At 75.5% G+C, this 25,328-nt stretch carries 22 protein-coding genes and 1 riboswitch; of the genes, 7 read left to right on the forward strand and 15 right to left on the reverse strand.

Annotation, left to right across the window (positions count from 1 at the left end; translation table 11 throughout):
• Positions 1-41 precede the first annotated feature (41 nt).
• From mnhG to ACIQG9_RS13770, 7 genes are all read right to left on the reverse strand, one after another.
• A complete protein-coding gene (gene mnhG, locus ACIQG9_RS13740) occupies positions 42-395 on the reverse strand; it encodes a monovalent cation/H(+) antiporter subunit G (RefSeq protein WP_400401398.1) in 354 nt (117 codons plus the stop codon).
• The gene (locus ACIQG9_RS13745) at positions 392-655 is read right to left on the reverse strand and encodes a monovalent cation/H+ antiporter complex subunit F (protein WP_400401400.1); all 264 of its coding nucleotides are present in this window, start codon (positions 653-655) and stop codon (positions 392-394) included. Before ACIQG9_RS13745 ends, mnhG begins: the two co-directional genes overlap by 4 nt.
• Complete coding sequence (locus ACIQG9_RS13750) at positions 652-1,218, reverse strand: Na+/H+ antiporter subunit E (protein ID WP_400401402.1); 567 nt, start codon at positions 1,216-1,218, stop codon at positions 652-654. The genes ACIQG9_RS13745 and ACIQG9_RS13750 overlap by 4 nt, the downstream gene beginning before the upstream one ends.
• Positions 1,215-2,720, reverse strand: a complete 1,506-nt coding sequence (locus ACIQG9_RS13755) for a Na+/H+ antiporter subunit D (RefSeq protein ID WP_400401404.1) — start codon at positions 2,718-2,720, stop codon at positions 1,215-1,217. Before ACIQG9_RS13755 ends, ACIQG9_RS13750 begins: the two co-directional genes overlap by 4 nt.
• On the reverse strand, positions 2,717-3,196 hold the full coding sequence (locus tag ACIQG9_RS13760) for a Na(+)/H(+) antiporter subunit C (protein ID WP_400401407.1): 480 nt from the start codon (positions 3,194-3,196) through the stop codon (positions 2,717-2,719). The genes ACIQG9_RS13755 and ACIQG9_RS13760 overlap by 4 nt, the downstream gene beginning before the upstream one ends.
• Entirely contained in the window at positions 3,193-6,027 is a 2,835-nt protein-coding gene (locus ACIQG9_RS13765) for a Na+/H+ antiporter subunit A (protein WP_400401409.1), read from the reverse strand. The genes ACIQG9_RS13760 and ACIQG9_RS13765 overlap by 4 nt, the downstream gene beginning before the upstream one ends.
• 441 nt (positions 6,028-6,468) lie before the next feature.
• Complete coding sequence (locus tag ACIQG9_RS13770) at positions 6,469-6,846, reverse strand: hypothetical protein (RefSeq protein WP_400401413.1); 378 nt, start codon at positions 6,844-6,846, stop codon at positions 6,469-6,471.
• Between the two features lie 180 nt (positions 6,847-7,026).
• On the opposite strand from ACIQG9_RS13770, the gene ACIQG9_RS13775 reads away from it, so the two are divergent.
• Entirely contained in the window at positions 7,027-11,631 is a 4,605-nt protein-coding gene (locus tag ACIQG9_RS13775) for an ATP-dependent helicase (RefSeq protein ID WP_400401417.1), read from the forward strand.
• 18 nt (positions 11,632-11,649) lie between these two features.
• Here ACIQG9_RS13775 and ACIQG9_RS13780 read toward each other — a convergent pair whose 3' ends face one another.
• Complete coding sequence (locus tag ACIQG9_RS13780; RefSeq protein WP_400401419.1) at positions 11,650-12,198, reverse strand: hypothetical protein; 549 nt, start codon at positions 12,196-12,198, stop codon at positions 11,650-11,652.
• Between the two features lie 98 nt (positions 12,199-12,296).
• Here ACIQG9_RS13780 and ACIQG9_RS13785 point away from each other — a divergent pair, with 98 nt between their 5' ends.
• The 4 genes from ACIQG9_RS13785 to ACIQG9_RS13800 all read left to right on the forward strand — a co-directional run bounded on the left by ACIQG9_RS13785 (position 12,297) and on the right by ACIQG9_RS13800 (position 18,047).
• Positions 12,297-13,091 (forward strand): S-adenosyl-l-methionine hydroxide adenosyltransferase family protein, encoded by a 795-nt coding sequence (locus ACIQG9_RS13785; RefSeq protein ID WP_400401423.1) that lies wholly within the window; start codon positions 12,297-12,299, stop codon positions 13,089-13,091.
• Between the two features lie 51 nt (positions 13,092-13,142).
• Positions 13,143-13,376: a CPCC family cysteine-rich protein gene (locus ACIQG9_RS13790; protein WP_400401425.1), complete on the forward strand. Its 234-nt coding sequence runs from the start codon at positions 13,143-13,145 to the stop codon at positions 13,374-13,376.
• An 87-nt stretch (positions 13,377-13,463) separates the two neighbouring features.
• Positions 13,464-14,297, forward strand: coding sequence for a DNA-formamidopyrimidine glycosylase family protein (locus ACIQG9_RS13795; RefSeq protein ID WP_400401426.1), 834 nt, complete (start codon positions 13,464-13,466; stop codon positions 14,295-14,297).
• Positions 14,298-14,450: 153 nt separating this feature from the next.
• Positions 14,451-18,047, forward strand: coding sequence for a hypothetical protein (locus ACIQG9_RS13800; RefSeq protein WP_400401697.1), 3,597 nt, complete (start codon positions 14,451-14,453; stop codon positions 18,045-18,047).
• A 3-nt stretch (positions 18,048-18,050) separates the two neighbouring features.
• On the opposite strand, the gene ACIQG9_RS13805 is transcribed toward ACIQG9_RS13800, so the two are convergent.
• The 7 genes from ACIQG9_RS13805 to ACIQG9_RS13835 all read right to left on the reverse strand — a co-directional run bounded on the left by ACIQG9_RS13805 (position 18,051) and on the right by ACIQG9_RS13835 (position 24,345).
• Positions 18,051-18,830: a hypothetical protein gene (locus tag ACIQG9_RS13805; RefSeq protein WP_400401428.1), complete on the reverse strand. Its 780-nt coding sequence runs from the start codon at positions 18,828-18,830 to the stop codon at positions 18,051-18,053.
• A gap of 23 nt (positions 18,831-18,853) precedes the next feature.
• Positions 18,854-19,729 carry a PspA/IM30 family protein gene (locus tag ACIQG9_RS13810; protein ID WP_400401430.1) on the reverse strand — a complete coding sequence of 292 codons (876 nt, stop codon included), beginning with the start codon at positions 19,727-19,729 and terminating at the stop codon, positions 18,854-18,856.
• A 189-nt stretch (positions 19,730-19,918) separates the two neighbouring features.
• Positions 19,919-20,347: a helix-turn-helix domain-containing protein gene (locus ACIQG9_RS13815; RefSeq protein ID WP_400401432.1), complete on the reverse strand. Its 429-nt coding sequence runs from the start codon at positions 20,345-20,347 to the stop codon at positions 19,919-19,921.
• Between the two features lie 163 nt (positions 20,348-20,510).
• On the reverse strand, positions 20,511-21,086 hold the full coding sequence (locus ACIQG9_RS13820; protein WP_400401434.1) for a CinA family protein: 576 nt from the start codon (positions 21,084-21,086) through the stop codon (positions 20,511-20,513).
• A 74-nt stretch (positions 21,087-21,160) separates the two neighbouring features.
• Positions 21,161-21,748 carry a CDP-diacylglycerol--glycerol-3-phosphate 3-phosphatidyltransferase gene (pgsA, locus tag ACIQG9_RS13825; protein ID WP_400401438.1) on the reverse strand — a complete coding sequence of 196 codons (588 nt, stop codon included), beginning with the start codon at positions 21,746-21,748 and terminating at the stop codon, positions 21,161-21,163.
• Between the two features lie 77 nt (positions 21,749-21,825).
• Positions 21,826-23,325 (reverse strand): 30S ribosomal protein S12 methylthiotransferase RimO, encoded by a 1,500-nt coding sequence (gene rimO, locus ACIQG9_RS13830; RefSeq protein WP_400401440.1) that lies wholly within the window; start codon positions 23,323-23,325, stop codon positions 21,826-21,828.
• Positions 23,326-23,421: 96 nt separating this feature from the next.
• Positions 23,422-24,345 (reverse strand): ornithine cyclodeaminase family protein, encoded by a 924-nt coding sequence (locus ACIQG9_RS13835; RefSeq protein ID WP_400401442.1) that lies wholly within the window; start codon positions 24,343-24,345, stop codon positions 23,422-23,424.
• Between the two features lie 93 nt (positions 24,346-24,438).
• Positions 24,439-24,504: riboswitch (guanidine-III (ykkC-III) riboswitch) on the forward strand.
• A 58-nt stretch (positions 24,505-24,562) separates the two neighbouring features.
• Here ACIQG9_RS13835 and ACIQG9_RS13840 point away from each other — a divergent pair.
• Together ACIQG9_RS13840 and ACIQG9_RS13845 are read left to right on the forward strand one after the other, a co-directional pair.
• A complete protein-coding gene (locus ACIQG9_RS13840) occupies positions 24,563-24,877 on the forward strand; it encodes a DMT family transporter (protein WP_400401447.1) in 315 nt (104 codons plus the stop codon).
• Between the two features lie 154 nt (positions 24,878-25,031).
• A complete protein-coding gene (locus ACIQG9_RS13845; RefSeq protein ID WP_400401451.1) occupies positions 25,032-25,274 on the forward strand; it encodes a hypothetical protein in 243 nt (80 codons plus the stop codon).
• The last annotated feature ends 54 nt before the right edge of the window (positions 25,275-25,328 follow it).

Below are 25,328 nucleotides of genomic sequence, written 5' to 3' on the forward strand. Positions count from 1 at the left end.
TGGGTCCGCTGAAGGTGGGGGCAAAGAGCCCGGGTCGTCCGCTATTCGCCCGATCGGGGCTGGTGGGCGGCCAACTCGTCGACGTCGAGCAGGCTGCGGTCGACCCGTCCCGACCGGTAGGCGGCCCGGCCGATCATCTGGGCCGCGACCGGGGCGGTGGCGAGCTGGAAGACGCCGACCAGGGCGATCATGCCGAGGTCGGCGGGGCTGCGCAGCCGCAACGCCAGCCCGACCAGCAACAGCAGCACCCCGAGGACCTGCGGCTTGGTCGCGGCGTGCATCCGGTCCAGCACGTCCGGGAAACGCAGCACGCCGATCCCGGCGGCGAGGCTGAGCAGCGCCCCGGCCACCAGGGCGACCGCGGCCAGCCAGTCGACCACGGTGCCGGCGGTCACGACTCCTCCCGGGCGGCGAACCGGACCAGGGCGACCGAGCCGACGAAGCCGAGCAGGGAGAGCACCACCAGCACGGGCAGCGTGGTGGCGTGCCGGTTCACCGCCGCCTCGGCGCCCACCGCGCCGAGCATGGTGGCGAGCAGCAGGTCGGCGGCGATCACCCGGTCCAGCAGCGACGGGCCCCGGTAGATCCGGGCCAGGGCCAGCAGCGCGGTGACCGAGAGCAGCACGGTCAGCACGACGGCGAGGACGGCGGTCACGGTGCCTCCTGGGGTTCGGTGGTGAGCTGCCGCAGCTCGGCGTCGGAGCCGACGGCCCGGACGATCCGCTCCTCGACGGCGAGCACCCGGTCCCGGCTGCCGGCCAGGTCCGCCGGCGAGCGCACGTCGAGCACGTGCACGTAGAGGACGCCGCCGGCCCGGTCCACCTCGACGATCAGGGTGCCCGGCACCAGGGAGAGCAGTTCGGCGGTGAGCGCCAGGTTGAGGTCGGTGCGGATCCGCAGCGGCACCCCGATGATCGCGCCGTGCGGCCGGTAGCCGGGGCGTACCGCGATGGCGGCGACGTGGATGCTGGCGCTGACCAGTTCGGCGACGAAGCTCACCCCGAGCACCAGCACCGCCCGGGGGCGCAGCCGGCCGCCGAAGGTGACCGGCGGGAGCGGGAAGAACAGCAGCACCGCCCCGCCGACCAGCAGGCCACCGAGGATGTTGCCGGGCGAGAACTGCCCCCAGAGCAGGTTCCAGACGACGACCAGCCAGCCGAGCGCGATGAGCTGGTCCCGCCGGCGTCCGGTCCGGCGGGGCGGCGACGTCCCGGTCACGGTGGCCCGCCGGGCAGGACCGCCCGTACGTACGGGGTGCGCTGGCGCAGGTCGACGGCCGCGTCGGCGGTGACCCGGAACAGCGGGCCGGCGGCGAGGGTGAGGGCGAGCCCGAGGACCACCAGCGCGGTGGTGGCCCCGACCATCAGGCCGGGCAGCCGGGTCACCGGTTCGGCGGTGGCCAGCAGCGGGGCCCGCCAGAACGCGATGTTCCACACCCGGGAGGCGGCGTAGAGGGTGAGCAGGCTGGTCACCGTCCCGGCGACGACCAGCACCCAGGGCAGCGGGCCGCCGTGCGCCACGCCGGCCTGGAGCAGGCCGAGCTTGCCGAGGAAGCCGGAGAACGGCGGGATGCCGGCCAGGTTCATCGCCGGGACGAAGAAGAGCACCGCCAGCATCGGGGCGACCCGGGCCAGCCCGCCGAGCTGGCGCAGGTCGGTGCTGCCGGCCCGCTCCTCGACCAGCCCGGCCACCAGGAACAGGGTGGTCTGGATGGTGATGTGGTGCACCACGTAGAAGATCGCGCCGGAGAGCGCGGCGGTGGTGCTCAACGCCACGCCGAAGATCATGTAGCCGATGTGGCTGACCAGGGTGAACGAGAAGAGCCGCTTGATGTCGGACTGGGCCACCGCGCCCAGGACGCCGACCACCATGGTCAGCCCGGCCACCACCATGAGCAGGCTGGCGACCTGACCGCCGGGGAAGAGCAGCGTCTCGGTGCGGATGATGGCGTAGACGCCGACCTTGGTGAGCAGGCCGGCGAAGACGGCGGTGACCGGGGCCGGCGCGGTCGGGTAGCTGTCCGGCAGCCAGGCGGAGAGCGGGAAGACCGCCGCCTTGATCCCGAAGGCGAGCAGCAGCATCAACTGCAACGCCAGCCGTACCCCGTCGGGCAGCGCGTCGAGGCGGGCGGCGAGCTGCGCCAGGTTGAGGGTGCCGGTGGCCGCGTACACCAGGCCCACCGAGGCCAGGAAGATCATCGAGGAGAGGATGCTGACCACCACGTACGTCGAACCGGTCCGGATCCGGGTCTCGGTGCCGCCCAGGGTGATCAGCACGAAGCTCGCCGCGAGCAGGATCTCGAAGCCGACGAAGAGGTTGAACAGGTCACCGGCGAGGAACGCGTTGCAGATCCCGGCGGCCAGCACCAGGTACGTCGGGTGGTAGATGCTCACCGGCGCGGACTCGGTGGTCTCCCCGCGCCCCTGCCCGATGGAGTAGAGCAGCACGCAGAGGATGACCGCCGAGGAGACCACCAGCATCAGCGCGGCGAGCTGGTCGGCGACCAGCACGATGCCGACCGGCGGCGGCCAGCCACCCACCTCGGTCACCACCGGCCCGTGCCGGTGCGCCCGCACCAGCAGCAGCACCGCGACCACCAGGTTGGTGGTGAGCGCGACCACGCTGACGGTGCGCTGCGACCGGGGCCGGTTCGCCAGGATCAGGGTCAGCGCGGCACCGAGCAGCGGCACCACCACCGGCAGCGGCAGGAGGTGGGTCACCCCGCACCGCCCGACCGGCGCGGCCGGCGTGCCGGCTCCGGGTCCACCTGTTCCGGGTCGTCGTCCGGGCCCTCGCCGCCGAGGTCGGCGTTGGCCACCTCGTTGCGGTGGGCGAGCTGGACGATCTGCTGGTCCTCCAGGTCGTCCTGCACCTCGTCGTTGCCGCTGAGGTACCAGCTCCGGTACGCCACCGCGGCGAGGAAGGCGGTCAGCCCGAAGGTGATCACGATGGCGGTGAGCACCATCGCCTGCGGCAGCGGGTCGCTCATCCTCCCGACCGGGCCGGTGCCGACCACCGGTGCCGCGCCGGCCCGGCCGCCGACCAGGATGAGCAGGTTCACCGCGTTGCCGAGCAGGATGACGCCGAGCAGGATCCGGGTGAGGCTGCGTTCCAGCAGCAGGGTCACCCCGCTGGCCGCGAGCACGCCCACGGCGACCACCAGCACCAGCGTCGGTCCCGCCCCGCCCTCCCTCACCGCCGGTCCCCCTCGTGGTCGACGACCAGCCCGTGTTCGGACTTGCCGGCCGCCTCGATGTGCCGGTCCACCTCGGCCCCGAGGCTGCGCAGGATGTCCAGCACCAGCCCGACCACGATCAGGTAGACGCCGACGTCGAAGAAGAGCGACGTCACCAGGTACGGCCCGCCGAGCCCGGGCACCGGCAGGTCGATCTTGACGCTCTCCAGCACGGTGCCGGTGGTCAGCAGGGCGACCACGCCACTGCCGACCGAGACGGCCAGGCCGGCGCCGAGCACCGTGCCTGCCCCGACGGGGGCGGCCTCGGCCAGTTCGTAGCGGCCACCGGCGAGGTAGCGCACGGCCAGCGCCAGGCCCGCCACCAGACCGCCGGCGAAGCCACCGCCGGGCGCGTTGTGGCCGGAGAAGAGCAGGAACAGGGAGAAGAGCACCACGGTGTGGAAGAGCAGCCGGGTGACCACCTCGAAGACGATGGAGCGGCGTCGCTCGTGCAGGGTCGCCCCGCCGCGCAGCCAGACCGGGCGGCCGTCGGCGCGGGGCGCGGACGGTTCGGCGCGACGCGGTCGCGGCCCGGTACGGGACCGCTCGAAGATCAGACTGGCCACCCCGGTGGCCGCCACCACCAGCACCGAGACCTCGCCCATGGTGTCCCAGGCCCGGATGTCCACCAGGGTCACGTTGACCACGTTGCGGCCGTACCCCCCGGCGACGGCGAGGGCCGGGAAGTCGGTGGAGATGGGCCCGGCGGTGCGGGCAGCGGCGGTGACCAGCGCCAGACCGGCGAGCACCGCCCCCACGCCGACGCCGACCAGCCGGCGGGCCCATCGGCTGCGCCGCAGCGGCCGGGCGGAGAAGCGTTCCGGCAGCCGCCGCAGCACCAGGACGAAGACGGCGATGGTGGCGGTCTCCACCAGGAACTGGGTCAGCGCCAGGTCGGGCGCGCCGTGCAGCACGAAGAACATCGCGGTGCCGTAGCCGGTCACGCCGACCAGCAGCATCGCGGTCAGCCGCCGCCGGGCACCGACCGCGAGGACCGCCGCGGCCGCGGTGACCAGCCCCACCACGAGCTGCAACGGGGTGTCCCAGAGGACGATCCGGGTCCGCCACGGACTCGTGCTGAGCAGGGCCGCGCCGGGCACCAGCACCAGGGCCAGCAGGATGGTGCCGAGGTACAGCGGCAGGGAGCCGCGCTGGGTGGCGCCGGTGACCTCGATGGCCAGCCGGTCGAACCGGTGGGTCGCCCACTCGTACCCCTGGTTGCCGCCCACCGGGCTGCGCAGCCTGGCCAGCACCGGGGCGAGCGGGCCGCGGACCGCGTGCAGCAGCGCCCCGCCGGCCAGCGCCAACGCGGAGAGGCCCAGCGCCGGGGTGGGGCCGTGCCAGAGGGCCAGCTTCTCGTGCGGCGGGCCGAAGAGCGCCGCGTACGGGCCGAGCAGGCCGTCCAGCGCGGCGGCGGCGGGGCCGGCGACCAGCCCGGCCACCGCGAGCAGGGCCGGCGGGGCGAGCATCGGCAGCGCGGCCGGTGCCGGCTCGGTGCGGGGCACGTCGGGGCGGGTGGCGAAGGCGCCCCAGAGGAAGCGGATGCTGTAGGCGACGGTGAGGGCGGTGCCCAGGACCAGCCCGGCCAGCACCAGCGGCCGGTCGGTGAGGGCGGCGAAGACCGCCTCCTTGGCGACGAAGCCGAGCAGCGGCGGCACGCCCGCCATCGAGGCCGCGGCGAGCGTGGCGACCACCGCCAGCGCCGGTGCCCGACGGCCGAGGCCGGAGAGGTCCCGCAGGTCGCGGGTGCCGACGTCGTGGTCGATGATGCCGACGACGAGGAACAGCGCCGCCTTGAACAGGGCGTGCGCGAGCAGCATCGCCACCCCGGCCAGCGCGGTGTCGGCGGTGCCGGCCCCGAGCACCACCGCCAGCAGCCCGAGCTGGCTCACCGTGCCGTACGCCAGCAGCAGTTTCAGGTCGCACTGGCGCAGCGCCGCCCAGCCGCCGACGATCATGGTGACCAGGCCGAGGGTGAGCAGCACCGGCCGCCACGGGCCGGCGTCGGCGAGCACCGGGGCGAGCAGACCGATCAGGTAGACGCCGGCCTTCACCATCGCCGCCGCGTGCAGGTAGGCGCTGACCGGGGTGGGGGCGGCCATCGCCACCGGAAGCCAGCCGTTGAACGGCACGATCGCCGACTTGGCCAGCGCGCCGGCCAGGATCAGCAGCACCGCGGCGACCAGCGTCCCGCCGCCGGGCAGCGGCCCGCCGACGATCTCCGACCAGCGGTAGGTGCCGGCGTGGGCGCCGAGGATCAGGAAGCCCAGCAGCATGGCGAGGCCGCCGAGCGTGGTGACGGTCAGCGCCTGGGCCGCCGCCCACCGGCTGGAGCGACGCTCGGTGCTGTGTCCGATGAGCAGGTACGAGAAGACGGTGGTGAGTTCCCAGAAGACGTAGAGCAGCAGCAGGTCGTCGGCGAGGACCAGGCCGAGCATCGCCCCGGCGAACGCGACCAGCACCGCGACGAACCGGGACAGCCCCACCGCGCCGGGCGCGAAGTACCGGCCGCAGTAGACCAGGACCAGCGCGCCGACGCCGCCGACCAGCAGGGTCATCAACCAGGACAGCGTCGTCATCCGCAGCGCCACGTCGAGGTCGAGCTGGCCGACCCAGTCGTACGTCTCGACGACCGCGCCGCCGGCGCGGACCGTGGGGGTGCGGGCCAGCGCCCAGCCGAACGCGGCGGCCGGCACGAGCGCGAGTGGGTAGCAGGCGCGCGGACCCCACCACCGGACCAGCAACGGCGCGAGAAGCGCCGCCACCAGGTGGAGGAGCAGCAGTACGAGCACGCGTCCTCCCGTCGCACTGGCGGCGCGCTCGGCAGCGTGGTGCCGGTCCGTTCTGCCCCGCTCACCCGGGCGGAATGTCCCGGTCAGGACCGATCACACGCTAGATGGGCGCACTGTGGGTGGTTTTGCGGGAAACTTACCTTCTGGCGCCGCGCCGGCCCCTCGCCTGCTCGGTGAGTGCCGGTGGCGGCCGGTCGGGCCGGGCCGAACGGTCGGCGGGGACCGGGGCGACACCAGCCCACCCGCGCCGGCTGTGGAGCTGATGACCTGGATGGATCGCGGCTCGTCGCCCCACCGACACCGGCCCAGCCCGGTCCAGTCCAGCCCGACCCAGCCCGGTCCGGCCCAGCCCGGTCCGGCCCAGCCCGACCGGCGATGCCCGCCGGGCTGTCCCCAGGTGGCGGGTGACCCGGGCAGGCGGGCGGGTGAGCGGGTGGGCGGTCAGCCCGTCGGGTTGTCGCCGCCGGGCAGGGCGGGCGCCAGGCCCCGGCGGGCCTCGACCATCAGGTCGGGGCGGCCGAGCTGGAGGGCCACCTTGTTGACCACCCGCTGGGCGACGGCGAGCGAGCGCACCGAGAGCAGCCTGCCGCGACTCTCCCGGCGGAGGACGAAGTAGTGCACCGCGACCCGTACCTGACCACGGTCGGCGGCGCTGGCCTGGGCGGTGGAGACGACCAGTTGCCGCAGGCTGCCGGCGAGCCGCTCGGCGAGTTCCAGCTCGGGACCGCGCAGGCTGGCCCGGACGGCGGCGAGATGGCCGTCGACCTTGCGGATGAGCACGTCGGTGCCGGGCGTCGGGCCATGCTCCTCGACGGACATCCGACCCCCTCCACCCGACACTGCGTTGCGGGTGAAGTTACTTTATGTTGTGGGTCACAAGCAAGCAGTTAAGTAAGACTTAACACATCTACCACCCCATGCGTCACGTATGTCCTGTAAACGGGACAGACCGCTACCCGGGCTAGGCCGGATGTCACACCGCCGAGGCAGGATGGGGGCATGACGGGGCAGCGGGGTGGATCGGGCGCGGCGGGCATGCCGACCGGGTTCGGCCCGGCCACCCGGGAGTGGTTCACCGCCGCCTTCGCCGCCCCGACCGCAGCGCAGACCGGGGCCTGGCGCTCGGTCGCGGCCGGGCGCAACGCCCTGGTGGTGGCGCCCACCGGCTCCGGCAAGACCCTCGCGGCGTTCCTCTGGTCGCTGGACCGGCTGGCCCAGGAGCCGCCGCCCGCCGAGGCCCGGCAGCGCTGCCGGGTGCTCTACGTCAGCCCGCTCAAGGCGCTCGCGGTCGACGTCGAGCGCAATCTGCGGGCCCCGCTCGCCGGCATCCGGCAGGCGGCCACCCGGCTCGGCGTCCCGCCCCCGGAGATCACCGTCGGAATGCGCACCGGCGACACCCCGGCCGACGAGCGCCGGGCCTTCGCCCGTACCCCGCCGGACGTCCTCATCACCACCCCCGAGTCGTTGTTCCTGCTGCTCACCTCTGCGGCCCGGGATTCACTGCGCGGCGTCGAGACGGTCATCGTCGACGAGGTACACGCGGTCGCCGGCACCAAACGCGGCGCTCACCTGGCGCTGTCCCTGGAACGCCTCGACACGTTGCTGGCCCGCCCCGCGCAGCGGATCGGCCTCTCCGCCACCGTCCGGCCGGTGGACGCCTGCGCCCGATTCCTCGGCGGGGCGCATCCGGTCGACGTGGTGCAGCCCGCCACCGCCAAGACGATCGAGGTGAGCGTCCAGGTCCCGGTGGAGGACATGACCCGGCTCGACGAGCCGGAGCGGCCCCCGGAGGACGACCTCGGCGGGCCCGGTCCGCGTCGGGCGTCCATCTGGCCGGCGGTGGAGGAACGGGTCTTCGCGCTGATCCGGGCGCACCGCTCGACCATCGTCTTCACCAACTCCCGGCGCAGCGCCGAGCGGCTCTGCGCCCGGCTCAACGAGCTGGCCGCGGACGAGCTGGTCGCGGACGAGTCGGTCGCGGACGAGTCGGTCGCCGCTGTGCCCGCCGCCCCGAACAGGCCACCGGCCGAGGTGATGGCCCAGTCGGGCGCGGCGGCCGGCGCGTCCCCGGTGATCGCCCGCGCCCACCACGGCAGCGTCTCCCGGGAGGAACGCAAACAGATCGAGGAGGCGCTCAAGTCCGGCCGGCTGCCCGCCGTGGTGGCCACCTCCAGCCTGGAGCTGGGCATCGACATGGGCGCGGTCGACCTGGTGGTGCAGATCGAGGCCCCGCCGAGCGTCGCGGCCGGCCTGCAACGGGTCGGCCGGGCCGGGCACCAGGTGGGCGCGGTGTCCCGCGGGGTGGTCTTCCCCAAGCACCGGGGCGACCTGCTCTCCTGCACCGTGGTCGCCGAGCGGATGGCGACCGGTGCCATCGAGGAGCTGCACTACCCGCGCAACCCGCTGGACGTGCTCGCCCAGCAGATCGTCGCCATGGTCGCCCTCGAACCCTGGGCGCTCGGCGACCTGGCGGTGCTGGTCCGCCGGGCCGCGCCCTTCGCCGAGCTGCCCGACTCGGCGCTGCACGCCGTGCTCGACATGCTCTCCGGCCGCTACCCGTCGACCGCCTTCGCCGAGCTACGTCCCCGGCTGGTCTGGGACCGGGCCGCCGACGTGCTGACCGGCCGACCGGGTGCCCAGCGGCTCGCCGTCACCAGCGGTGGCACCATCCCCGACCGGGGGTTGTTCGGGGTCTTCCTGGCCGGGGCGGAACGCGCCGCCCGGGTCGGCGAGCTGGACGAGGAGATGGTCTACGAGTCGCGGGTCGGCGACGTCTTCCTGCTCGGCTCCTCCTCCTGGCGGATCGAGGAGATCACCCCCGACCGGGTGCTGGTCTCCCCCGCCCCCGGCCAGGCCGCCCGGATGCCGTTCTGGAAGGGCGACCAGCTCGGCCGGCCGGTCGAGCTGGGCCGGGCGATCGGCGCGCGGGTCCGGGCGCTGCTGCGGCAGGACGACGACGCCGCCCGGGCGGCGCTGCGCGACGGCGGGCTGGACGACTGGGCCGCCGGCAACCTGATGGCCTACCTGCGGGAGCAGCAGGCCGCCACCCGGTCGTTGCCCGACGACCGCACGGTGCTGGTCGAGCGGTTCCGCGACGAGTTGGGCGACTGGCGGCTCGCCGTGCACAGCGTGCTCGGCGCCCGGGTGAACGGCCCCTGGGCGCTGGCCATCGGCCGCCGGCTCGCCGAGCGGTACGGGGTGGACGCCCAGGTCATGCCCGCCGACGACGGGATCGTAGTGCGGCTGCCGGACACCGCCGAGGAGCCGCCCGGCGCGGACGTGGTGGTCTTCGAGCCGGCCGAGATCGCCCAGCTCGTCGAGGAGTCGGTGGGCACCTCCGCGCTGTTCGCCGCCCGGTTCCGCGAGTGCGCCGCCCGGTCGCTGCTGCTGCCCCGACGGGACCCGCGCCGCCGGCAGCCGCTGTGGCAGCAGCGCCAGCGCGCCGCCCAGCTACTCGACGTGGCCCGCGAGTACGCCGACTTCCCGGTCACCCTGGAGGCCGCCCGGGAGTGCCTCCAGGACGTCTTCGACCAGCCCGCCCTGGCCGAGCTGATGCGCGACCTGGCCAGCCGGAAGGTGCGCCTGGTCGAGGTGGAGAGCGAACGGCCGTCGCCGTTCGCCCGGTCGCTGCTCTTCGGCTACGTCGGCGCGTTCCTCTACGAGGGGGACGCCCCGCTGGCCGAGCGCCGGGCCGCCGCGCTGGCGCTGGACTCGGCCCTGCTCGGTGAGCTGCTCGGCCGGGTGGACCTGCGCGAGCTGCTCGACCCGGCGGTGCTCGCCGAGACCGAGCGGCAACTGCGCTGGCGCACCGACCAGCGCCGCCCCCGCGACGCCGAGGACGTGGTGGAGCTGCTCCGGGTGGTCGGCGACCTGACCGGGGCGGAGCTGGCCGAGCGGGGCGTACCGGTGGGGTGGCTGGCGGAGCTGGCGGCGGCCCGCCGGGTGCTGCGGGTCCGGATCGCCGGCGAGGAGCGCTGGGTGGTCGTCGAGGACGCCGCCCGGCTGCGCGACGCGCTGGGCGTGGCGTTGCCGGTCGGGGTGGCCGAGGCGTACCTGGCGCCGGTGGCCGACCCGGTCGGTGACCTGCTCGCCCGGTACGCCCGCACCCACGGGCCGTTCGCCGCCACCACCTGCGCCGCCCGGTTCGAGCTCGGGGTGTCGGTGGTGGAGCTGGCGTTGCGCCGGCTCGCCGCGACCGGGCGGGTGGTCTCCGGTGAGTTCGCCCCGGACACGGTGGGCACCCAGTGGTGCGACGCCGAGGTGCTGCGGCTGCTGCGTCGCCGGTCGCTCGCCGCGCTGCGCCGGGAGATCGAACCGGTGCCGCCCCGGGCGCTGGCCACGTTCCTGCCCCGCTGGCAGCAGGTCGGCTCGTCGGCGCGGGGGGTGGAGGCGGTGGCCGCCGCGATCGAGCAGCTACAGGGGGCGACGGTGCCGGCGTCCGCGCTGGAACGGCTGGTGCTGCCCGCCCGGGTCGCCGACTACTCCCCCGCCCAGCTCGACGAGCTGTGCGCCAGCGGCGAGGTGCTCTGGGCCGGCTCGGGGGCGATCTCCGGCGGGGACGGCTGGGTCACCCTGGCGTACGCCGACGTCGCGCCGTTGTTGCTTCCCCCGCCGGACGGGGCGCTGGCCCTCACCCCGCTGCACACCGCGCTGCTGGACGCGCTCGCCGATGGGCAGGCGCTGTTCTTCCGGGCGCTGTCCGACCGGGTCGGCTCGGACGACGACACCGCGCTGACGGCCGCGCTCTGGGATCTGGTCTGGGCCGGGCAGCTCACCAACGACACGCTCGCCCCGCTGCGGGCGGCGCTCGGCGGCGGCGGGGCGCACCGGTCCCGGCCGGCCGCCCCGCGTACCCGCTACCGCCGCCCCGGTCGGGTCGCGCTGCCCGCTTGGGGTGGCCCGCCCACCGTGGCCGGGCGGTGGTCCCGGCTGCCGGCGCGGGACACCGACCCCACCCGGCGGGCCGCCGCCCTGGCCGACCTGCTGCTGGAGCGGCACGGGGTGGTGACCCGGGGCGCGGTGGTCGCCGAGCAGGTGTCCGGCGGGTTCGCCGCCGTCTACCCGGTGCTCGCCGCGCTGGAGGAACGGGGCGCGGCCCGGCGCGGCTACTTCGTGGAGGGGCTGGGCGCGGCCCAGTTCGCCGTCCCCGGGGCGGTGGACCGGCTGCGGGCGCTCGCCGACCCGGCCGACGGGGCGCGGGGCCGGGGTGGCGGGCCGACCGTGGTGCTCGCCGCGACCGACCCGGCCAGCCCGTACGGCGCGGCGCTGCCCTGGCCGGAGCGGGTGGTCGACTCCGGCGACGGTGCCGCCCCGGCCAGCGGGCACCGGGCCGGCCGCAAGGCCGGGGCGCTGGTGGTGCTGGTCGGCGGCGACCTGACGCTGTACGTCGAGCGGGGCGGGCGGACGATCCTCTCCTTCACCGACGACCCGGACGCGCTCACCGCCGCCGGCAAGGCGCTCGCCGACGCGGTGCACTCCGGCGCGTTGGGGGTGATGTCGGTGGAGCGGGCCGACGGCGAGGCGGTGCACGCGTCGCCGCTGCGGGACGCGCTCACCGCCGCCGGTTTCCGGGCCACCCCACGCGGCCTGCGGCTGCGCGGCTGACCGGGGTCCCGGGCCGGGTCAGCCGAGCGTGGCGAGGACGTCGTTGTAGCGCTTCTGCTCGGCCACGCTGGTACGGGTGTCGAGATAGTTGAGCACCACCGCGCCCGCCCGGTACGCCTTGATCCCCCACACGTCGGTCTGGTTGGTGGCGGTCGCCTCGTCCGGGAAGACGTAGACGGAGACCGCGTCGGTGGCGAGCAACTGGGCGCAGCCCACGCCGAGGCCGTTCGGCCCGCAGTCCTTCGACCGGTCGCGCAGGTTGGGCACCTTCAGGCCGGCGTCCTTGAACGCGTCGACCACCTTCCGGGCGGCGGGGGCGCTCTTCGCCTTGGTCGGCATCACGAAGGGCGGGGTGGAGGGACTCTCCGACGGGGTGGTGCCCGGCTTGGCGCCCTTCGGCGCGGCACCGTCGGCCGGAGCGCCCTCGGCGGTGGCCGGTGTTCCCGACCGGCCGTCGGCCCACGCCCCGCCGTCCCGCTTGTCGGCGGGGTCGTCGCCGCAGGCCGACAGGCCCAGGGCGACGAGGACGGTGGCGGTCGCGGAGAGGATACGAAGGCGTTTCGTCACCCCGGCAGTCTGCCGAACCCGGTGGGCCGCCGGCACCGGCCGGTCGGCCGATCGGCCTCCCCGGTCAGTGGTAGGCGTTCGCCGGCTAGCCTGCCGGCATGACCCCGACCGCCTGGATCTCGCTGACCACCGACTACGGGCTCACCGACGGCTTCGTGGCCGCCTGCCACGGGGTGATCGCCCGGATCGCCCCGGCGGTACGGGTGGTCGACGTGACCCACCTGGTGCCACCGGCGGACGTCCGGCGGGGCGCGGCGGTGCTCGCCCAGACCGTGCCGCACCTGCCGTACGGGGTGCACGTGGCGGTGGTGGACCCGGGGGTGGGCACGTCCCGGCGTCCGGTGGCGCTGGTCACCCCGGGCGGGTTGCTGGTCGGGCCGGACAACGGGCTGCTGCTGCCCGCCGCGAGGGCGCTGGGCGGGGTCACCTCGGCGGTCGAGCTGACCGCCCCGGGGTGGCTGGCGTCCGAGGTCTCCGGCACCTTCCACGGCCGGGACGTCTTCGCCCCGGTGGCGGCCCGGCTGGCCCTCGGCGCGCCACCGGCGGACGCCGGCCCGGCGGTGGACCCGGCGACCCTGGTCGAGTTGCCGGCGCCGGTGCTACGGCGGGAGGCGGACGGCTTCACCGCCGAGGTGCTCACCGTGGACCACTTCGGCAACGTGCAGCTCGCGGCGGACGCCGAACTGCTGGCGTCGCTGCCCGGCGAGGTGGAGGTGGCCGGCCGGCCGGCGGTGCGGGGGCGGACGTTCGGCGACGTGCCGGCCGGGTCGCTGGTCCTTCTCGTCGACTCCGCCGGCCTGGCCGCGGTGGCGTGCAACGGCGGGCGGGCGGCGGACCTGCTCGGGGTGGCGGCGGGCGCGGCGGTGACGGTGCGGGGGCGTACCACGGGGTGATCTGCGCTCCCTGCCGGACGTCCGGTGTGGAATGCTGCTGAGGTGGGTGAAGTGTGGGTTCCGGTGGGCTGTCCGTGTTGCGCGTCCCGGACGGGTGGGGGCACCTGCCCGGTCTGTTTCTGGACCGACGACGGCCAGGGTGACGCCGACGCCGACCTGGTGCGGGGCGGCCCGAACGGCGACCTGAGTCTCACCCACGCCCGGCTGAACTTCGCCGTGTACGGGGCCAGCCACCCCCGCTACCAGGACATGGTCCGCCCGCCCCGCCCGGACGAGCGGCCCTGAGCCGGCCGCCCCGACGGGTCGTGCCCGGCGTCGCGCCACCGGTGGTGGCACCCGGGGTTCCCCGCTCGGCCGAGGCAGAATGACCGGGTGCCCGAAGGCGACACCGTCTGGAACACCGCCCGCGTCCTGCACCGGGCGCTCGCCGGCACCCGGCTGACCGGCAGCGACTTCCGGGTGCCCCGGCTGGCCACCACCGACCTGACCGGCTGGACCGTGGGCGAGTCGGCCAGCCGGGGCAAGCACCTGCTGCTGCGCCTGACCGCACCGCCGGAGGCGTCGGCGACCGCGTGCTGGACGCTCCACTCGCACCTGCGGATGGACGGGGCCTGGCGGGTGTACGCCCCGGGGGAACGCTGGACGGCCCGACCGGCGCACCTGGTCCGGGTGGTGCTGCACGGCCCGGGGGCGGTGGCGGTCGGCTACCACCTGCACGAGTTGGCCCTGGTGCCCACCGCCGAGGAGGAGACCCTGGTCGGACACCTCGGCCCCGACCTGCTCGGCGACGACTGGGATCCGGACGAGGCGGTCCGCCGGCTCGCCGCGCGGCCGGCGACCACCATCGGCGAGGCGCTGCTGGACCAGCGCAACCTGGCCGGGGTGGGCAACCTCTACAAGTGCGAGGTGCTGTTCCTGCGCGGGCTGTCCCCGTGGACGCCGGTCGGCGCGGTGCCCGATCTGGCCGGCACCGTGGCCCTGGCGCAGAAGCTGCTCGCCGCCAACCGGGGCCGGTGGACCCAGAGCACCACCGGCTCCCTGCTCCGGGGCCGGACCAGCTACGTGTACGGCCGGCGCGCCCAGCCGTGCCGCCGTTGCGGCACGGCCGTGCGCAGGGATGAGCTGGGCGAGCGGGTCACCTACTGGTGCCCGACCTGCCAGCCGGCGCCCGGGCCGGCAACGCCCCTGACCTGCCCTCCCGCCTGACGGGACGACCGCCAGACACGGACGAATGGGTAATTCCTATCGGGCCGTCCAGGTCGCATGCTGCGTTTGAGTGCTCACCGTTCGTCACCACCGGACGCGACCGACCACCACGCCGAGGTGCTGGTCGGCGCGCCCCCACGCCCGGGGAGAGCCATGGCCCTGTTCCGCAGACTGCGCCCCCGCTGGACGAACCGGGCGGTCCGCGCCGACCGCGCCGACGGTCCCACCGTGCCGCTGGCCCGGACCGGCGGGTCCGGGTCCGCCCCGGCAAGCCTGGATCCGGCCGCCGTGCCGCGCTGCTTCGGCACCGTGCCGAACTTCGCCAGCAGCCCGCTGCCGGTACGGGACGCCCAGGGCCGGGTGTTTCCCGGAACCGGCATCCGCAAGTTCGTCGACGCGCTCCCGCTGCCCGGCCCAGGGGGCCGCAACGAGCTGGGCGGGTACCTGCCGGTCGCCACCCCGGACACGATCAGCTACCCGGGCTGCGACTACTACGAGCTCGGGCTGGCCGAGTACACCCAGCGGCTGCACCGGGACCTGCCCACCACCCGGCTGCGCGGCTACCGCCAGCTCAACCTGGGCACCGACCCGGACGGGCACAACACCGTCGCCCCGCCGGAGCGGCCGTACCACCTCGGCCCGATGATCGTGGCGCGACGTGGACGCCCGGTCCGGGTCAAGTTCGTCAACCAGCTCCCCACCGGCCGGGCCGGCGACCTCTTCCTCCCGGTGGACCCGAGCATTCCCGGGGCGGGCCCCGGGCCGCTGGACGGGCCGGCGCCCTACCCGCAGAACCGGGCGGTGCCGCACCTGTCCGGCGCGCACACCGGCTGGATCAGCGCCGGCAACCCGTGGCAGTGGGTGACCCCGGCCGGCGAGATCACCCCGTACCCGACCGGGCCGGGGCTGACCCACGTGCCGGACATGCCGTCCCCCGGCGCGGGGGCCACCACGCTCTACTACCCGAACGAGCAGAGCGGCCGGCTGATGTGCCTGCACGACAACACGCTCGGGCTGTCCCGGCTGACCGTCTACGCCGGCCAGCTCGCCCTCTACCTGCTCACCGACCCGGCGGAGGAGCGGCTGGTCGCCGACGGGGTGCTCCCCGCCGACCAGGTGCCGCTGGTGATCCAGGACAAGACCTTCGTCCCCGACGACGCCCAGCTCGCCGCCGAGGACCCCACCTGGGACCGGGAGCGCTGGGGCACCCGGGGCAACCTGTGGCACCCGCACGTCTACCAGCCCCGGCAGGACCCGTACCGGGACTCCGGGCGTAACCCGACCGGCCGTTGGGACTACGGACCGTGGCTGCCCGGCGCGGACGGCCGGGAGGCGGCCCGACGCGGCCCGGTGGACAACCCGCACCACGATCCGGTCGCCGTGCCCGAGGAGCCACCCCGGGCGCCCGGGGTGCCGCATCCGAGCGCCGTGCCCGAGGCGTACGGGGACACCATGCTGGTCAACGGCGTCGCCTACCCGTACCTGACGGTGCAGCCGACGGCGTACCGGTTCCGGATCGTCAACGCCTGCGCCGACCGCGGCCTCAACCTCCAGCTCTACCGGGCCGGTTCGGACGCCGCGATGTGGCGGGCCGACGGCAGCCTCGCCGACGCCGACGCGGGCGAGGTGCCGATGGTGGCCGCCGTCCGCGCCCCCGGCCGGCCGGCGGACTGGCCCACCGACGGGCGGGACGGCGGGGTGCCCGACCCGGCGGCGACCGGCCCCCGCATGATCCAGATCGGCAACGAGTGCGGCCTGCTCCCCGCCCCGGTGCCGGTGCCGAACCGCCCGGTCGGCTACCGGTACGACCGGCGCGACCCGACGGTGCTCAACGTGGACTCGGCCGCGCTGCTGCTCGCCCCGGGCGAGCGCGCCGACGTGGTGGTCGACTTCTCCACCGTGCCGCCGGGCGGCACGGTGCTGCTCTACAACGACTGCCCGGCCCCGCTGCCCGGCTTCGACCCCCGCTACGACCAGCACACCGACGCCCCGGACCGGACCGCCGAGGGCGGTGGCGCCGGCACCCTGGCCGGGTACGGCCCGAACACCCGGACCCTGCTCCAGTTCCGGGTGGCCGGCACCCCGACCCGGCGGTACGACCCGGACCGGCTGGCCGACCGGCTGCCCGCCGCGTACGCGGCCAGTCAGCGCCCGCCGATCGTGCCGCAGCCGGCGTACGACCGGGCGTTCGGCACCCGCACCGGGCAGCCCACCGTCGCGCCGGCACACGCCAGCTCGGTCAGCTTCACCCCACCGGGCGGCACCGCCCCGGTCACCCTGCCCGTCGAGGTGAAGAACGTCGGCGCGGTGTTCGAGCCGGAGTACGGGCGGCAGGCCGGCCGGCTCGGTGTGGCCCACCCGAACGCCGGTCCGCTCGGCCCGGCGTCCCTGCCGCTCGGCCCGGCCGACCCGGCGACCGAGATCCTGGTCGTGGCCGACCCGGTGGTCGGGGTGGCCGACGGCACCCAGCTCTGGCGGATCGGCGGGGTCGGGCGGCAGACCCACCCGGTCCGGTTCGACGGCTGCGACGTGCAGGTGGTCAACCGGATCGGCGGGGACGGCACGGTCCGCGCCCCGGACGGCGGCGAGCTGGGCTGGAAGCAGACCGTCCGGGTCAACCCGGCGGAGGAGGTGGTGGTGGCGCTGCGCCCGGTGGTGCCGCCGCTGCCGTTCAAGGTGGGTGACAGCGTGCGGCTGCTCGACCCGACCCGGCCGGCCAACGTCCGGGTCGGCTCCACCCCGGTCAGCCCGCTCGACGGCCGTCCGGCGGCGGTGGCGAACCAACTCGTCAACCTGGGCTGGGAACACCGTTGGTCCAGCGGCGCGGCGGGGCTGCGCGACCTGGGCATGAGCCGGCCGCTGGTGCTGCGGGTCGCCCCGAAGGCGCCGACCGGGCTGACCGCCACCGCGATGCCCGGCTCGGCGACCGCCCTGCCGGCGATCGCGCTGGCCTGGACGGGCAACGGCAGCCGCCCACCGGCCACCAGCCACCTGCTCCAGCGGGCCACCGACGCCGGTTTCACCGTCGGGCTGACCACGATCACCGTGGCGGCCACGGCCACCCGGTACACCGACGCCTCGGTGACCCCGGGCGTCAGCTACCACTACCGGATCCGGGCCGAGAACGCGGTGAGCTGTTCGGCCTGGTCGAACAGCATCCCGGCGGCGGTACGACTCACCGCGCCGAGCGGGCTGGTCGCGGCGCTGCCGGCGGCGACGCCGCTCCGGGTGGCGCTACGGTGGGTGAACCGCTCCTTCGCCACCGGGATCGACGTGCAGCGGGCCACCAACCCCACCTTCACCAGCGGGCCGGGCACCACCGCCGTGCCGGTGGCGGACAACCACCTCGACCCGGCGGTCGCACCGGACACCACGTACTACTACCGGGTGCGTACGACGTACCTGGGGGCGGCGTCACCGTGGTCGACGGTGGCGACGGTCACCACGCCGCCGGTGCCGGGACCGCCGACCGGGGTCGCCGCGGCCGTCAGCGTCCCCGCGCCGGACACCGCGACGGTGGCGCTGAGCTGGACGGCGAGCACGCCGACCGGCCCGGGCGCGGGTTTCGTGGTGCAGCGCGCGGTGGACCCCCGGTTCAGCCGGGAGGTGGCCACCTTCACCGTCACCGGGCGGGGCTTCACCAACAGCGGGCTGGCCCGGGGCGTGACGTACCACTACCGGATCCGCTCGTTCAACGTGGTGGGCAGCTCCCCGTGGACCGGCCCGGTGCCGGTCAGCACGCCCGGCTGAGGCTCAGCGGGTGCGCAGCGGGTCGCCGGCCGCCCGCAGCTCGGCCAGGGCCGAGGCGACGCCGTGCAGCAGGTCGGTCGCCTCCAGCAGCCGGGAGGCGGCCGGATCGGCGGTGTCCGGACGGGCGTCCTCGGCGACGTAGCCGGCCGCCGCGACGACCAGCCCCTCGTAGGCGGTCACCCCGCTGTGCAACTGGTCGAGCAGGGCGCGGTGGGCCTCGGCGAGCCGGGGCCGGGCCTCGCCCGGGGCGAGTCGCAGGGCGCGTTCCACGCTGGCCGTCCGGCCGGCCAGGTCGCGCAGCGAGCGGTCGGCGGCGGCGGCCTCCAGCACCGCCGGCTCGGCGAGGCCGGTCAGCCGGGGCGCCATCCCGGCCAGGGTGAGCGCGGCCCGGTCCAGCCGGGCCCAGGACTCGGCGGCGGTGGTGCCCCGCAGGGCCAGCCGGGACCGGAGCCGCCGCGCCTCGGCCAGCACGCCGGGACCGACCGGGAGCCGTTCGACGGCGGCGATCAACCGGGCCCGGGAGCGGGCGGCGGCCTCCGCCGGGTCGAGCGCGGGCGGGGCGGGGCGGGCGGCGAGCGCGCGCAGGTCGATCCAGCGCCAGGCGGCCAGCGCGACGGCACTGCCCGCGGCGCCGGCCCAGGCCGCGTCGGGCAGCCCGAGCCCCGCGTACGGGGTCAGCACGGCCGCCGCGCCGGACAGCCCACCGGCCAGGACACTCCACCGTCGGGCGGAACGCCGCAGTCGACTCAGTCGACGGAAGTGTCGCGCTCGCTCGTCCGCCACCCGTACCTCCTCGTGCCGGCCGCTCAGCCGGCGGCGGTGGTGTCCCCCGTGCCGCGGTCGCGGCTCATGCTGGCCCGGATCTCGTCCAGTCGGGCGGCGGCGGCCGGATCCGCCGCCGGTGCGGCCGGCTGGGCCTGCTGCTGTGCCGCCGGCTGTTCCTGCCGGCCGCCGAGCTGGTCGCCGGCCATGCTGGCGCGGATCTGCTCCAGCCGGGACGACCCGGCGCTGTCGAGGGCCGACTTCTGGATCTCCAGCATCCGCCCCTCGACGGAGTTGCCGGCCAGCTCGGCCCGGCCCATCGCGTTGGCGTAGCGGCGTTCGATGCGGTCCCGCACCTCGTCCAGCGACGGGGTGTTGGTGGGGGCGGTCAACGACGACATCGACTCCAGCGAGCGGGCCACGCTCTCCTGCATCTTGGCCTGCTCAAGCTGGCTGAGCAGCTTGGTCCGCTCGGCGAGCTTCTGCTGCAGGATCATCGAGTTGTTCTCGACCGCGCGGCGGGCCTGGGCGGCGGCGCCGAGTGCCTGGTCGTGCAGGGTCTTCAGGTCCTCGGTGGCCTGCTCGGCGGAGACGAGCTGGGTGGCGAGCACCTGGGCGGACTGCTCGTAGCGACCGGCCTCGGTCTCGTCGCCCCTGGCCCGGGTCTGGTCGGCGAGGACCAGCGCCTGCCGGGCGTTGGCCTGCAACCGCTCGACCTCGGACATCTGCCGGGAGAGCTTCATCTCGAGCTGACGCTGGTTGCCGATCACCGCCGCCGCCTGCTGGACCAGCGCCTGGTGCTGGCGCTGCGCCTCCTCGATGGCCTGTTGGATCTGCACCTTCGGATCGGCGTGCTCGTCGATCTTGGCACCGAAGAGCGCCATCAGGTAGTGCCAGCCCTTGACGAACGGGTTCGCCATCTCCGCGGTATCCCCTCAGTAGCGTCGCTGCGCCTCGGCCACGCCGGGCCGGACGGGCCACCCGGCGTGCCCCCATCGTCGCAGCAGGACGCCAGCAGGGCCGGTCGTACCGCAGGAGCACTCCGGCGGCCTGCGATCAACACTACGCGGCGGGGGCCACCCCGGCCACGTCGCGGGACCGGTCGACGGTCAGGCGGCGCAGACCACGTCGCGCTCGCTGGGGCGCACCCGGGTGCTGCGCAGGGTGGCCTTGAGCGGCGAGTCCTGGCGGACCGAGACGGCGACCGCGCCGTCGGAGGTGACCTGACGCACCCCCCGGCCGGTGGCCCTGCGCACGGCGTCGACCGGCTCGTCCTGCACCGGCAGCAGCACGCCCGGCATCTGCTCGGCGAGCGCGACCGTGTCGCTCACCTCGCGGAGCAGCTCGGACAGGCGGGCACCGAGCGCGTCGCAGATGGCGGCGAGCAGCTCGCTGGAGGGTTCCTTCTGGCCGCGCTCGATCTCGGACAGGTAGCCGAGGCTGACGTTGGCGGCGGTGGAGACCTCGCGCAGGGTGCGGTGCTGACCCTGCCGGCGCGCCCGAAGTGCGTCACCGATCACCCGGCGTAGCAGGACCATCGCACCTCCCCCTGACGGGATTCCCTCTCCTGGCGACCGGTCACCCGCGCCGGACGCGGTGGACCGCGCCGCCGCCGACGCCGTACGCCGGAGCCTTCCCGCAACCGTACCCGTTGGCCGGCCTGACGACATCCCACCCTGCCTGTCGGATCTGAACAGCGGGTCACCGGCGGCCGGGGGCGGTCGTCCGTACGCCGGTGACCGGCCCGTCGTCCGGGGTCTGCCCGGCGGCCCGGCCGGCCCGGCGGAGCTGGGCCGCCAGCAGGCGCAGCGCCTCGGTCACGGCGGTGTCCCGGATGTGGTCCCGCTCCCCGTCGAGGTCGAGCCGCCGGACGGCCGCCCCGGCCGGCCCGGCCGCCGCGACGTACACCAGGCCGACCGGTTTGCCCGCCTGCGGCTCCGGACCGGCCACCCCGGTGGTGGCGAGCCCCCAGTCGGCGCCGCAGCGCCGCCGGCCGCCCTCGGCCAGGGCGACGGCCACGTCCGGATCCACCGGTCCGCGCGCCGCCAGCAACTCCTCGGGTACGTCGGCGAGCTGCGCCTTCACGTCGGTGGCGTAGGTGACCAGGCCGCCCCGGTAGACGGCGCTCACCCCGGCGATCGCCACGATCGAGGCGGCGAGCAGCCCGCCGGTCAGGGACTCGACGGTGGCCAGCGTCTCGCGCCGCTCGTGCAGGCGGTGCACCACCTCCGCCGCCGGACTCCCGACCGGCGGCCCGTGCCCCGCGTCAGTCCCCATCCGACTCCCCTTCCGCGTACCGGTGCCCGTCCCATCCTCCCGGACGACGCAGGGGCGGGCGGGCTCAGGGGCGGTCAGGCGCGGGGGCGACGGAGCCGGAGGGCCTGGGCCACGTAGTCGAAGCCGGTGACCACGGTCACCAGCACGGCGGCGGCCATGATCCAGGGGCCGACGTCGGCCAGGCCGGCCGGCATCGGCCAGAGGTACCAGGCGATGGCGAGGATCTGGAGCGCCGTCTTGATCTTGCCGCCCCGGCTGGCCGCGATCACCCCATGCCGGATCACCCAGAAACGCAGCACGGTGATGCCCAGCTCACGGGCGAGGATCACCGCCGTCACCCACCAGGGCAGCCGGTCGTACCAGGAGAGCAGCACCAGGGCGGCACCGGTGAGCGCCTTGTCGGCGATCGGGTCGGCCACCTTGCCGACCGAGGTGACCAGGCCGAACCGGCGGGCGATCCAGCCGTCCACCAGATCGGTCGCCGAGGCGACCGCGAAGATCAGACAGGCGGCGATCCGCCACCCGGTGTGGGTCAGCCCCGAAGTGATCACCGAGACCGCGAAGACCGGCACCAGCATCAGGCGCAGCAGGGTCAGCCCGTTGGCCGCGTTGAGCACCGGCACCCGGGGGACCGCCGACGCCGACTCCGTCGCCCCGGTCACGTCCGCACCCCGTTCGGGTCGCCGTGGCGTACCTGGCACCACACCACGTGGCTCCCCCGCCTTCTCCGGGCCCGCCGTCACCGTTCCGCGCCGGGCGCCGCCGAGATCATCTCATCCGGCACCGCGACCAGGTCCACACCCTCGGTCGCGGTGACCGTCGCCCGGACCAGGTCACCGGGGCGCAGCGCGGCCAGGTCGACCCCGCCGCCGACCGGCGCGACCAGGGTGGTCGACCCGTCGACCTCGGGGGCCTGGTGCGCCGCCCGCCCCTCCACCACGCCGTCGTCGACCGAGTCGACCAGCACTTCCACCGGGTTGCCGACCCGTTCCTCGGCCCGCTGCGAGCAGAGCTCGTCGGCGAGCGCGGCGAGCCGGTCGTACCGGCGCTTGATGGTGGCGGCGGAGACCTTGCCGGACAGGCCGGCGGCCTCGGTGCCGTCCTCGTCGCTGTAGTCGAACACGCCGATCGCGTCGAGCCGCGCCTCGGTCAGGAACCGCACCAGCTCGTCGAAGTCCTGCCGGGTCTCGCCCGGGAAGCCGACGATGAAGTTGCTCCGCGCGCCGGCCTGCGGGGCCAGCGCCCGGGCGGAGGCCAGCAGCTCCAGGAACCGGTCGGTGGAGCCGAACCGGCGCATCCGGCGCAACACCGGCTCGCTGGAGTGCTGGAACGACAGGTCGAAGTAGGCGGCCACGCCGGGCGTGCCGGCGATCGCCTCGACCAGGCCGGGCCGGGTCTCGGCCGGCTGGAGGTAGCTGGCCCGCACCCGGACGATCCCGTCGATCGCGGCGAGCTGCGGCAGCAGCTTCTCCAGCGCCCGCGGATCGCCCAGGTCCTTGCCGTACGAGGTGGAGTTCTCGCTGACCAGCACCAGCTCCCGGACGCCCGTCTTGGCCAGCCACTCCGCCTCGGCGAGCAGCTCGTCCGGGGTACGCGAGACGAACGCGCCCCGGAAGGCGGGGATGGCGCAGAACGCGCACCGCCGGTCGCAGCCGCTGGCCAGCTTCAGCGAGGCCACCGGGCCGGTGTCGAGCCGGCGGCGCAACACCTGGCGCAGGTGGGCCGGGGTGTGCTCGTCGGTCTCGACGGCCGCCCGGGTCGGGGTGCCGTGGCCGGGCAGCGAGACCGCCGCGCCGCGCCGGGAGACCGGGGTGAGCGGCAGCAGCTCACGACGGTCACGCGGGGTGTGCGCGTCGACCGTCTCGCCGGCGACGACCGCGTCCAGCCGGGCCGAGATGTCCGGGTAGTCGTCGAAGCTGAGCACGGCCTGCGCCTCGGGGAGGCTGTCGGCCAGCTCCCGGCCGTACCGCTCGGCCATGCAGCCGGCGGCGACCACCTTGGCGCCGGTGTCGGCGGCGGCGAGCAGCGTCTGGATCGAGTCCTGCTTGGCCTTCTCCACGAAGCCACAGGTGTTGACGACCACCACGTCGGCGCCCTCGCCGTCGGTGGTGACCTGCCAGCCGTCGGCGTGCAGCCGGGCGGCCAGCTCCTCCGAGTCGACCTCGTTACGGGCACAGCCCAGGGTCAGCAGGGCGACGCGGCGGCCGTCGGCGGCGGTGGGAGAGGTGGCAGACACCATCCGAGGGTACCGGGCGGCCGGGCCGGCACCACCAACGGCGGCCCGCCGGCATCGACCGGCCCCCTCCCGGGCCGCCGCCGGCCGCCGGGAACCCGGTCAGACCGCCGCCGCGCCCACCCGGACCAGCCGGTCCAGCAGGGCGACCTCGGTGCCGGCCAGGCCGGTGGAGCAGAAGACCGACACCTGGTCCGCGCCGGTCCGCCCGGGAACCGCGCCGGCCAGCACCGCGCCCAGGTCACGCAGCCGTCCCGGGTACGGCCCGACGGCGGTCAGCATCGGTGGGTCGTACGCCGCCGCCTGGGCCGGCGAGTCGGTGACCAGCAGGTCGGCGGCGTCGAGCAGGTCGGTGCCGAACTCGTGCCGGTGGACCTGCTTGAAGCCGACGGTGTTGAGGTGGGTGCCCGGGGCGAGGTCGGCGGCGTCCAGCACCGGGGTGGTGCTGGTGGTGGCGAGCACCACCACGTCCCGGTCGCGGACCGCCGCCGGGGCCGAGCCGACGGCGCGGGCCGGCACGCCCAGCTCGGCGCGGACCCGGGCGGCGAACGCCTCCCGCCGGGCGGCCGAGCGGCTGTGCACGGTCACCTCGCGCAGCCGCCGGACCGCCGCGGCGGCCCAGACCTGGGTCCACGCCTGCGCGCCCGAGCCGACCACGCCCAGGGTGGCCGCGTCCGGGCGGGCCAGGGCGTCGACCGCCACCCCGCCCAGCCCCCCGGTACGCCGGGAGCCCAGCTCCTCGCCGACGGCGACCGCCCGCACCGCCCCGGTACGGCCGTCGTGCAGCACCACGAGCTGTTCGCCCTGCGGGTGGCCGAAGGTGTCGTAGGAGCGGAAGCCGTACCACTCGCCGGCGAGGTGGCCGGCGGTGAGCACCATCCGCCCGCCGCCGAGCGGGACGGACGCCCGGGGCGGGGCGACGAGCCGCCCGGCGTACCCGGCCAGCAGGGCATCCCGCATCGCCGCGACCGTGGTCGGGGCGTCCAGGGCGGCGGCGACCTCCCGATCGGTGAAGAACAGCGTCATGCCGTCCATGCTGCAACCTCACGTTGACTTCAACTCAACCGGTGGTGGGACGGATCACCGTCACCGTCCCCCCGGGCGGTGCTAGCGTCGGCCGTGGTGGCCCGCGCGGCCACCCCGGACGAGTCGTGGGCGTACCCGGTCAGGCCAAGACGCCCCGTGCCACAACCGACTCGTCCCTGGCCCCGGTGGTCGGGGCCACTGCCCGAGGTGATGCCCGATGGCCTGGATCGTGCTGGTGCTCTCCGGACTGCTGGAGACCGCGTGGGCGGTCTCGCTCGACCGCAGCGCCGGCTTCAGCCGCCCGCTCCCCTCGATCGTCTTCGCGGTGACCCTGGTGGCCAGCATGCTGGGCCTGGCGTACGCGCTGCGCGAGATTCCGGTCGGCACCGGGTACGCGGTCTGGGTGGGCATCGGAGCGGTCGGCACCACGCTGGTCGGCATGGTCGCGCTGGGCGAGTCGGCGAGCCTGCCCCGGCTGCTCAGCCTGCTGCTGGTGGTTGCCGGCGTGGTCGGCCTCAAGCTCTTCCACTGAGCCGACCCGGAAAGCTCTTCCACCGGGTCGACCCGGCGGCCGGCACCGGCCGGCACGAACCGGGCGGGCGGTTGACGGCACGGTGCGTAGTTTCCGCCGTGGCTGGGTAGTGATCGGCCGACCGCAGCACTCAAGGCTCCCCACGGAGGACGTCATGGCCGACCCCCACGCGACCGCCCGCCCGCGCACCAACGCCGCCCGGATCTGCACCATCCTGGCCTTCGTCTTCGCCGTCGTCGCGCTGCTGATCAGCCCGGTCATCTTCGGCATCATCGGCCTGGTGCTGGGCATCGTCGGCGCGGTGCTCGGCGACAAGCCGCTGGGCTGGTACGCCGCCGCCGCCAACGTGGTGGCCATCATCCTCGGCATCGTGATCGTCAACGCCCTGGTCAACTGAGCCGACCCGCCACCGCGAACGGGCCCCCGGCACGCCGGGGGCCCGTCGGCACGT

Origin of the sequence: Micromonospora sp. NPDC092111, assembly GCF_044755745.1 — a bacterium.
Taxonomy (GTDB): Bacteria; Actinomycetota; Actinomycetes; order Mycobacteriales; family Micromonosporaceae; genus Micromonospora.

What these genes read in the sequence shown, in the direction of transcription:
- ACIQG9_RS13815 (WP_400401432.1), bottom strand. Translation starts at nt 20,347, where the DNA reads ATGGTCCTGCTACGCCGGGTGATCGGTGACGCACTTCGGGCGCGCCGG.
- ACIQG9_RS13820 (WP_400401434.1), bottom strand. Translation starts at nt 21,086, where the DNA reads ATGGGGACTGACGCGGGGCACGGGCCGCCGGTCGGGAGTCCGGCGGCG.
- ACIQG9_RS13775 (WP_400401417.1), top strand. Translation starts at nt 7,027, where the DNA reads ATGACGGGGCAGCGGGGTGGATCGGGCGCGGCGGGCATGCCGACCGGG.
- ACIQG9_RS13770 (WP_400401413.1), bottom strand. Translation starts at nt 6,846, where the DNA reads ATGTCCGTCGAGGAGCATGGCCCGACGCCCGGCACCGACGTGCTCATC.
- ACIQG9_RS13785 (WP_400401423.1), top strand. Translation starts at nt 12,297, where the DNA reads ATGACCCCGACCGCCTGGATCTCGCTGACCACCGACTACGGGCTCACC.
- ACIQG9_RS13800 (WP_400401697.1), top strand. Translation starts at nt 14,451, where the DNA reads ATGGCCCTGTTCCGCAGACTGCGCCCCCGCTGGACGAACCGGGCGGTC.
- ACIQG9_RS13845 (WP_400401451.1), top strand. Translation starts at nt 25,032, where the DNA reads ATGGCCGACCCCCACGCGACCGCCCGCCCGCGCACCAACGCCGCCCGG.
- ACIQG9_RS13810 (WP_400401430.1), bottom strand. Translation starts at nt 19,729, where the DNA reads ATGGCGAACCCGTTCGTCAAGGGCTGGCACTACCTGATGGCGCTCTTC.
- rimO (WP_400401440.1), bottom strand. Translation starts at nt 23,325, where the DNA reads ATGGTGTCTGCCACCTCTCCCACCGCCGCCGACGGCCGCCGCGTCGCC.
- ACIQG9_RS13840 (WP_400401447.1), top strand. Translation starts at nt 24,563, where the DNA reads ATGGCCTGGATCGTGCTGGTGCTCTCCGGACTGCTGGAGACCGCGTGG.
- ACIQG9_RS13835 (WP_400401442.1), bottom strand. Translation starts at nt 24,345, where the DNA reads ATGACGCTGTTCTTCACCGATCGGGAGGTCGCCGCCGCCCTGGACGCC.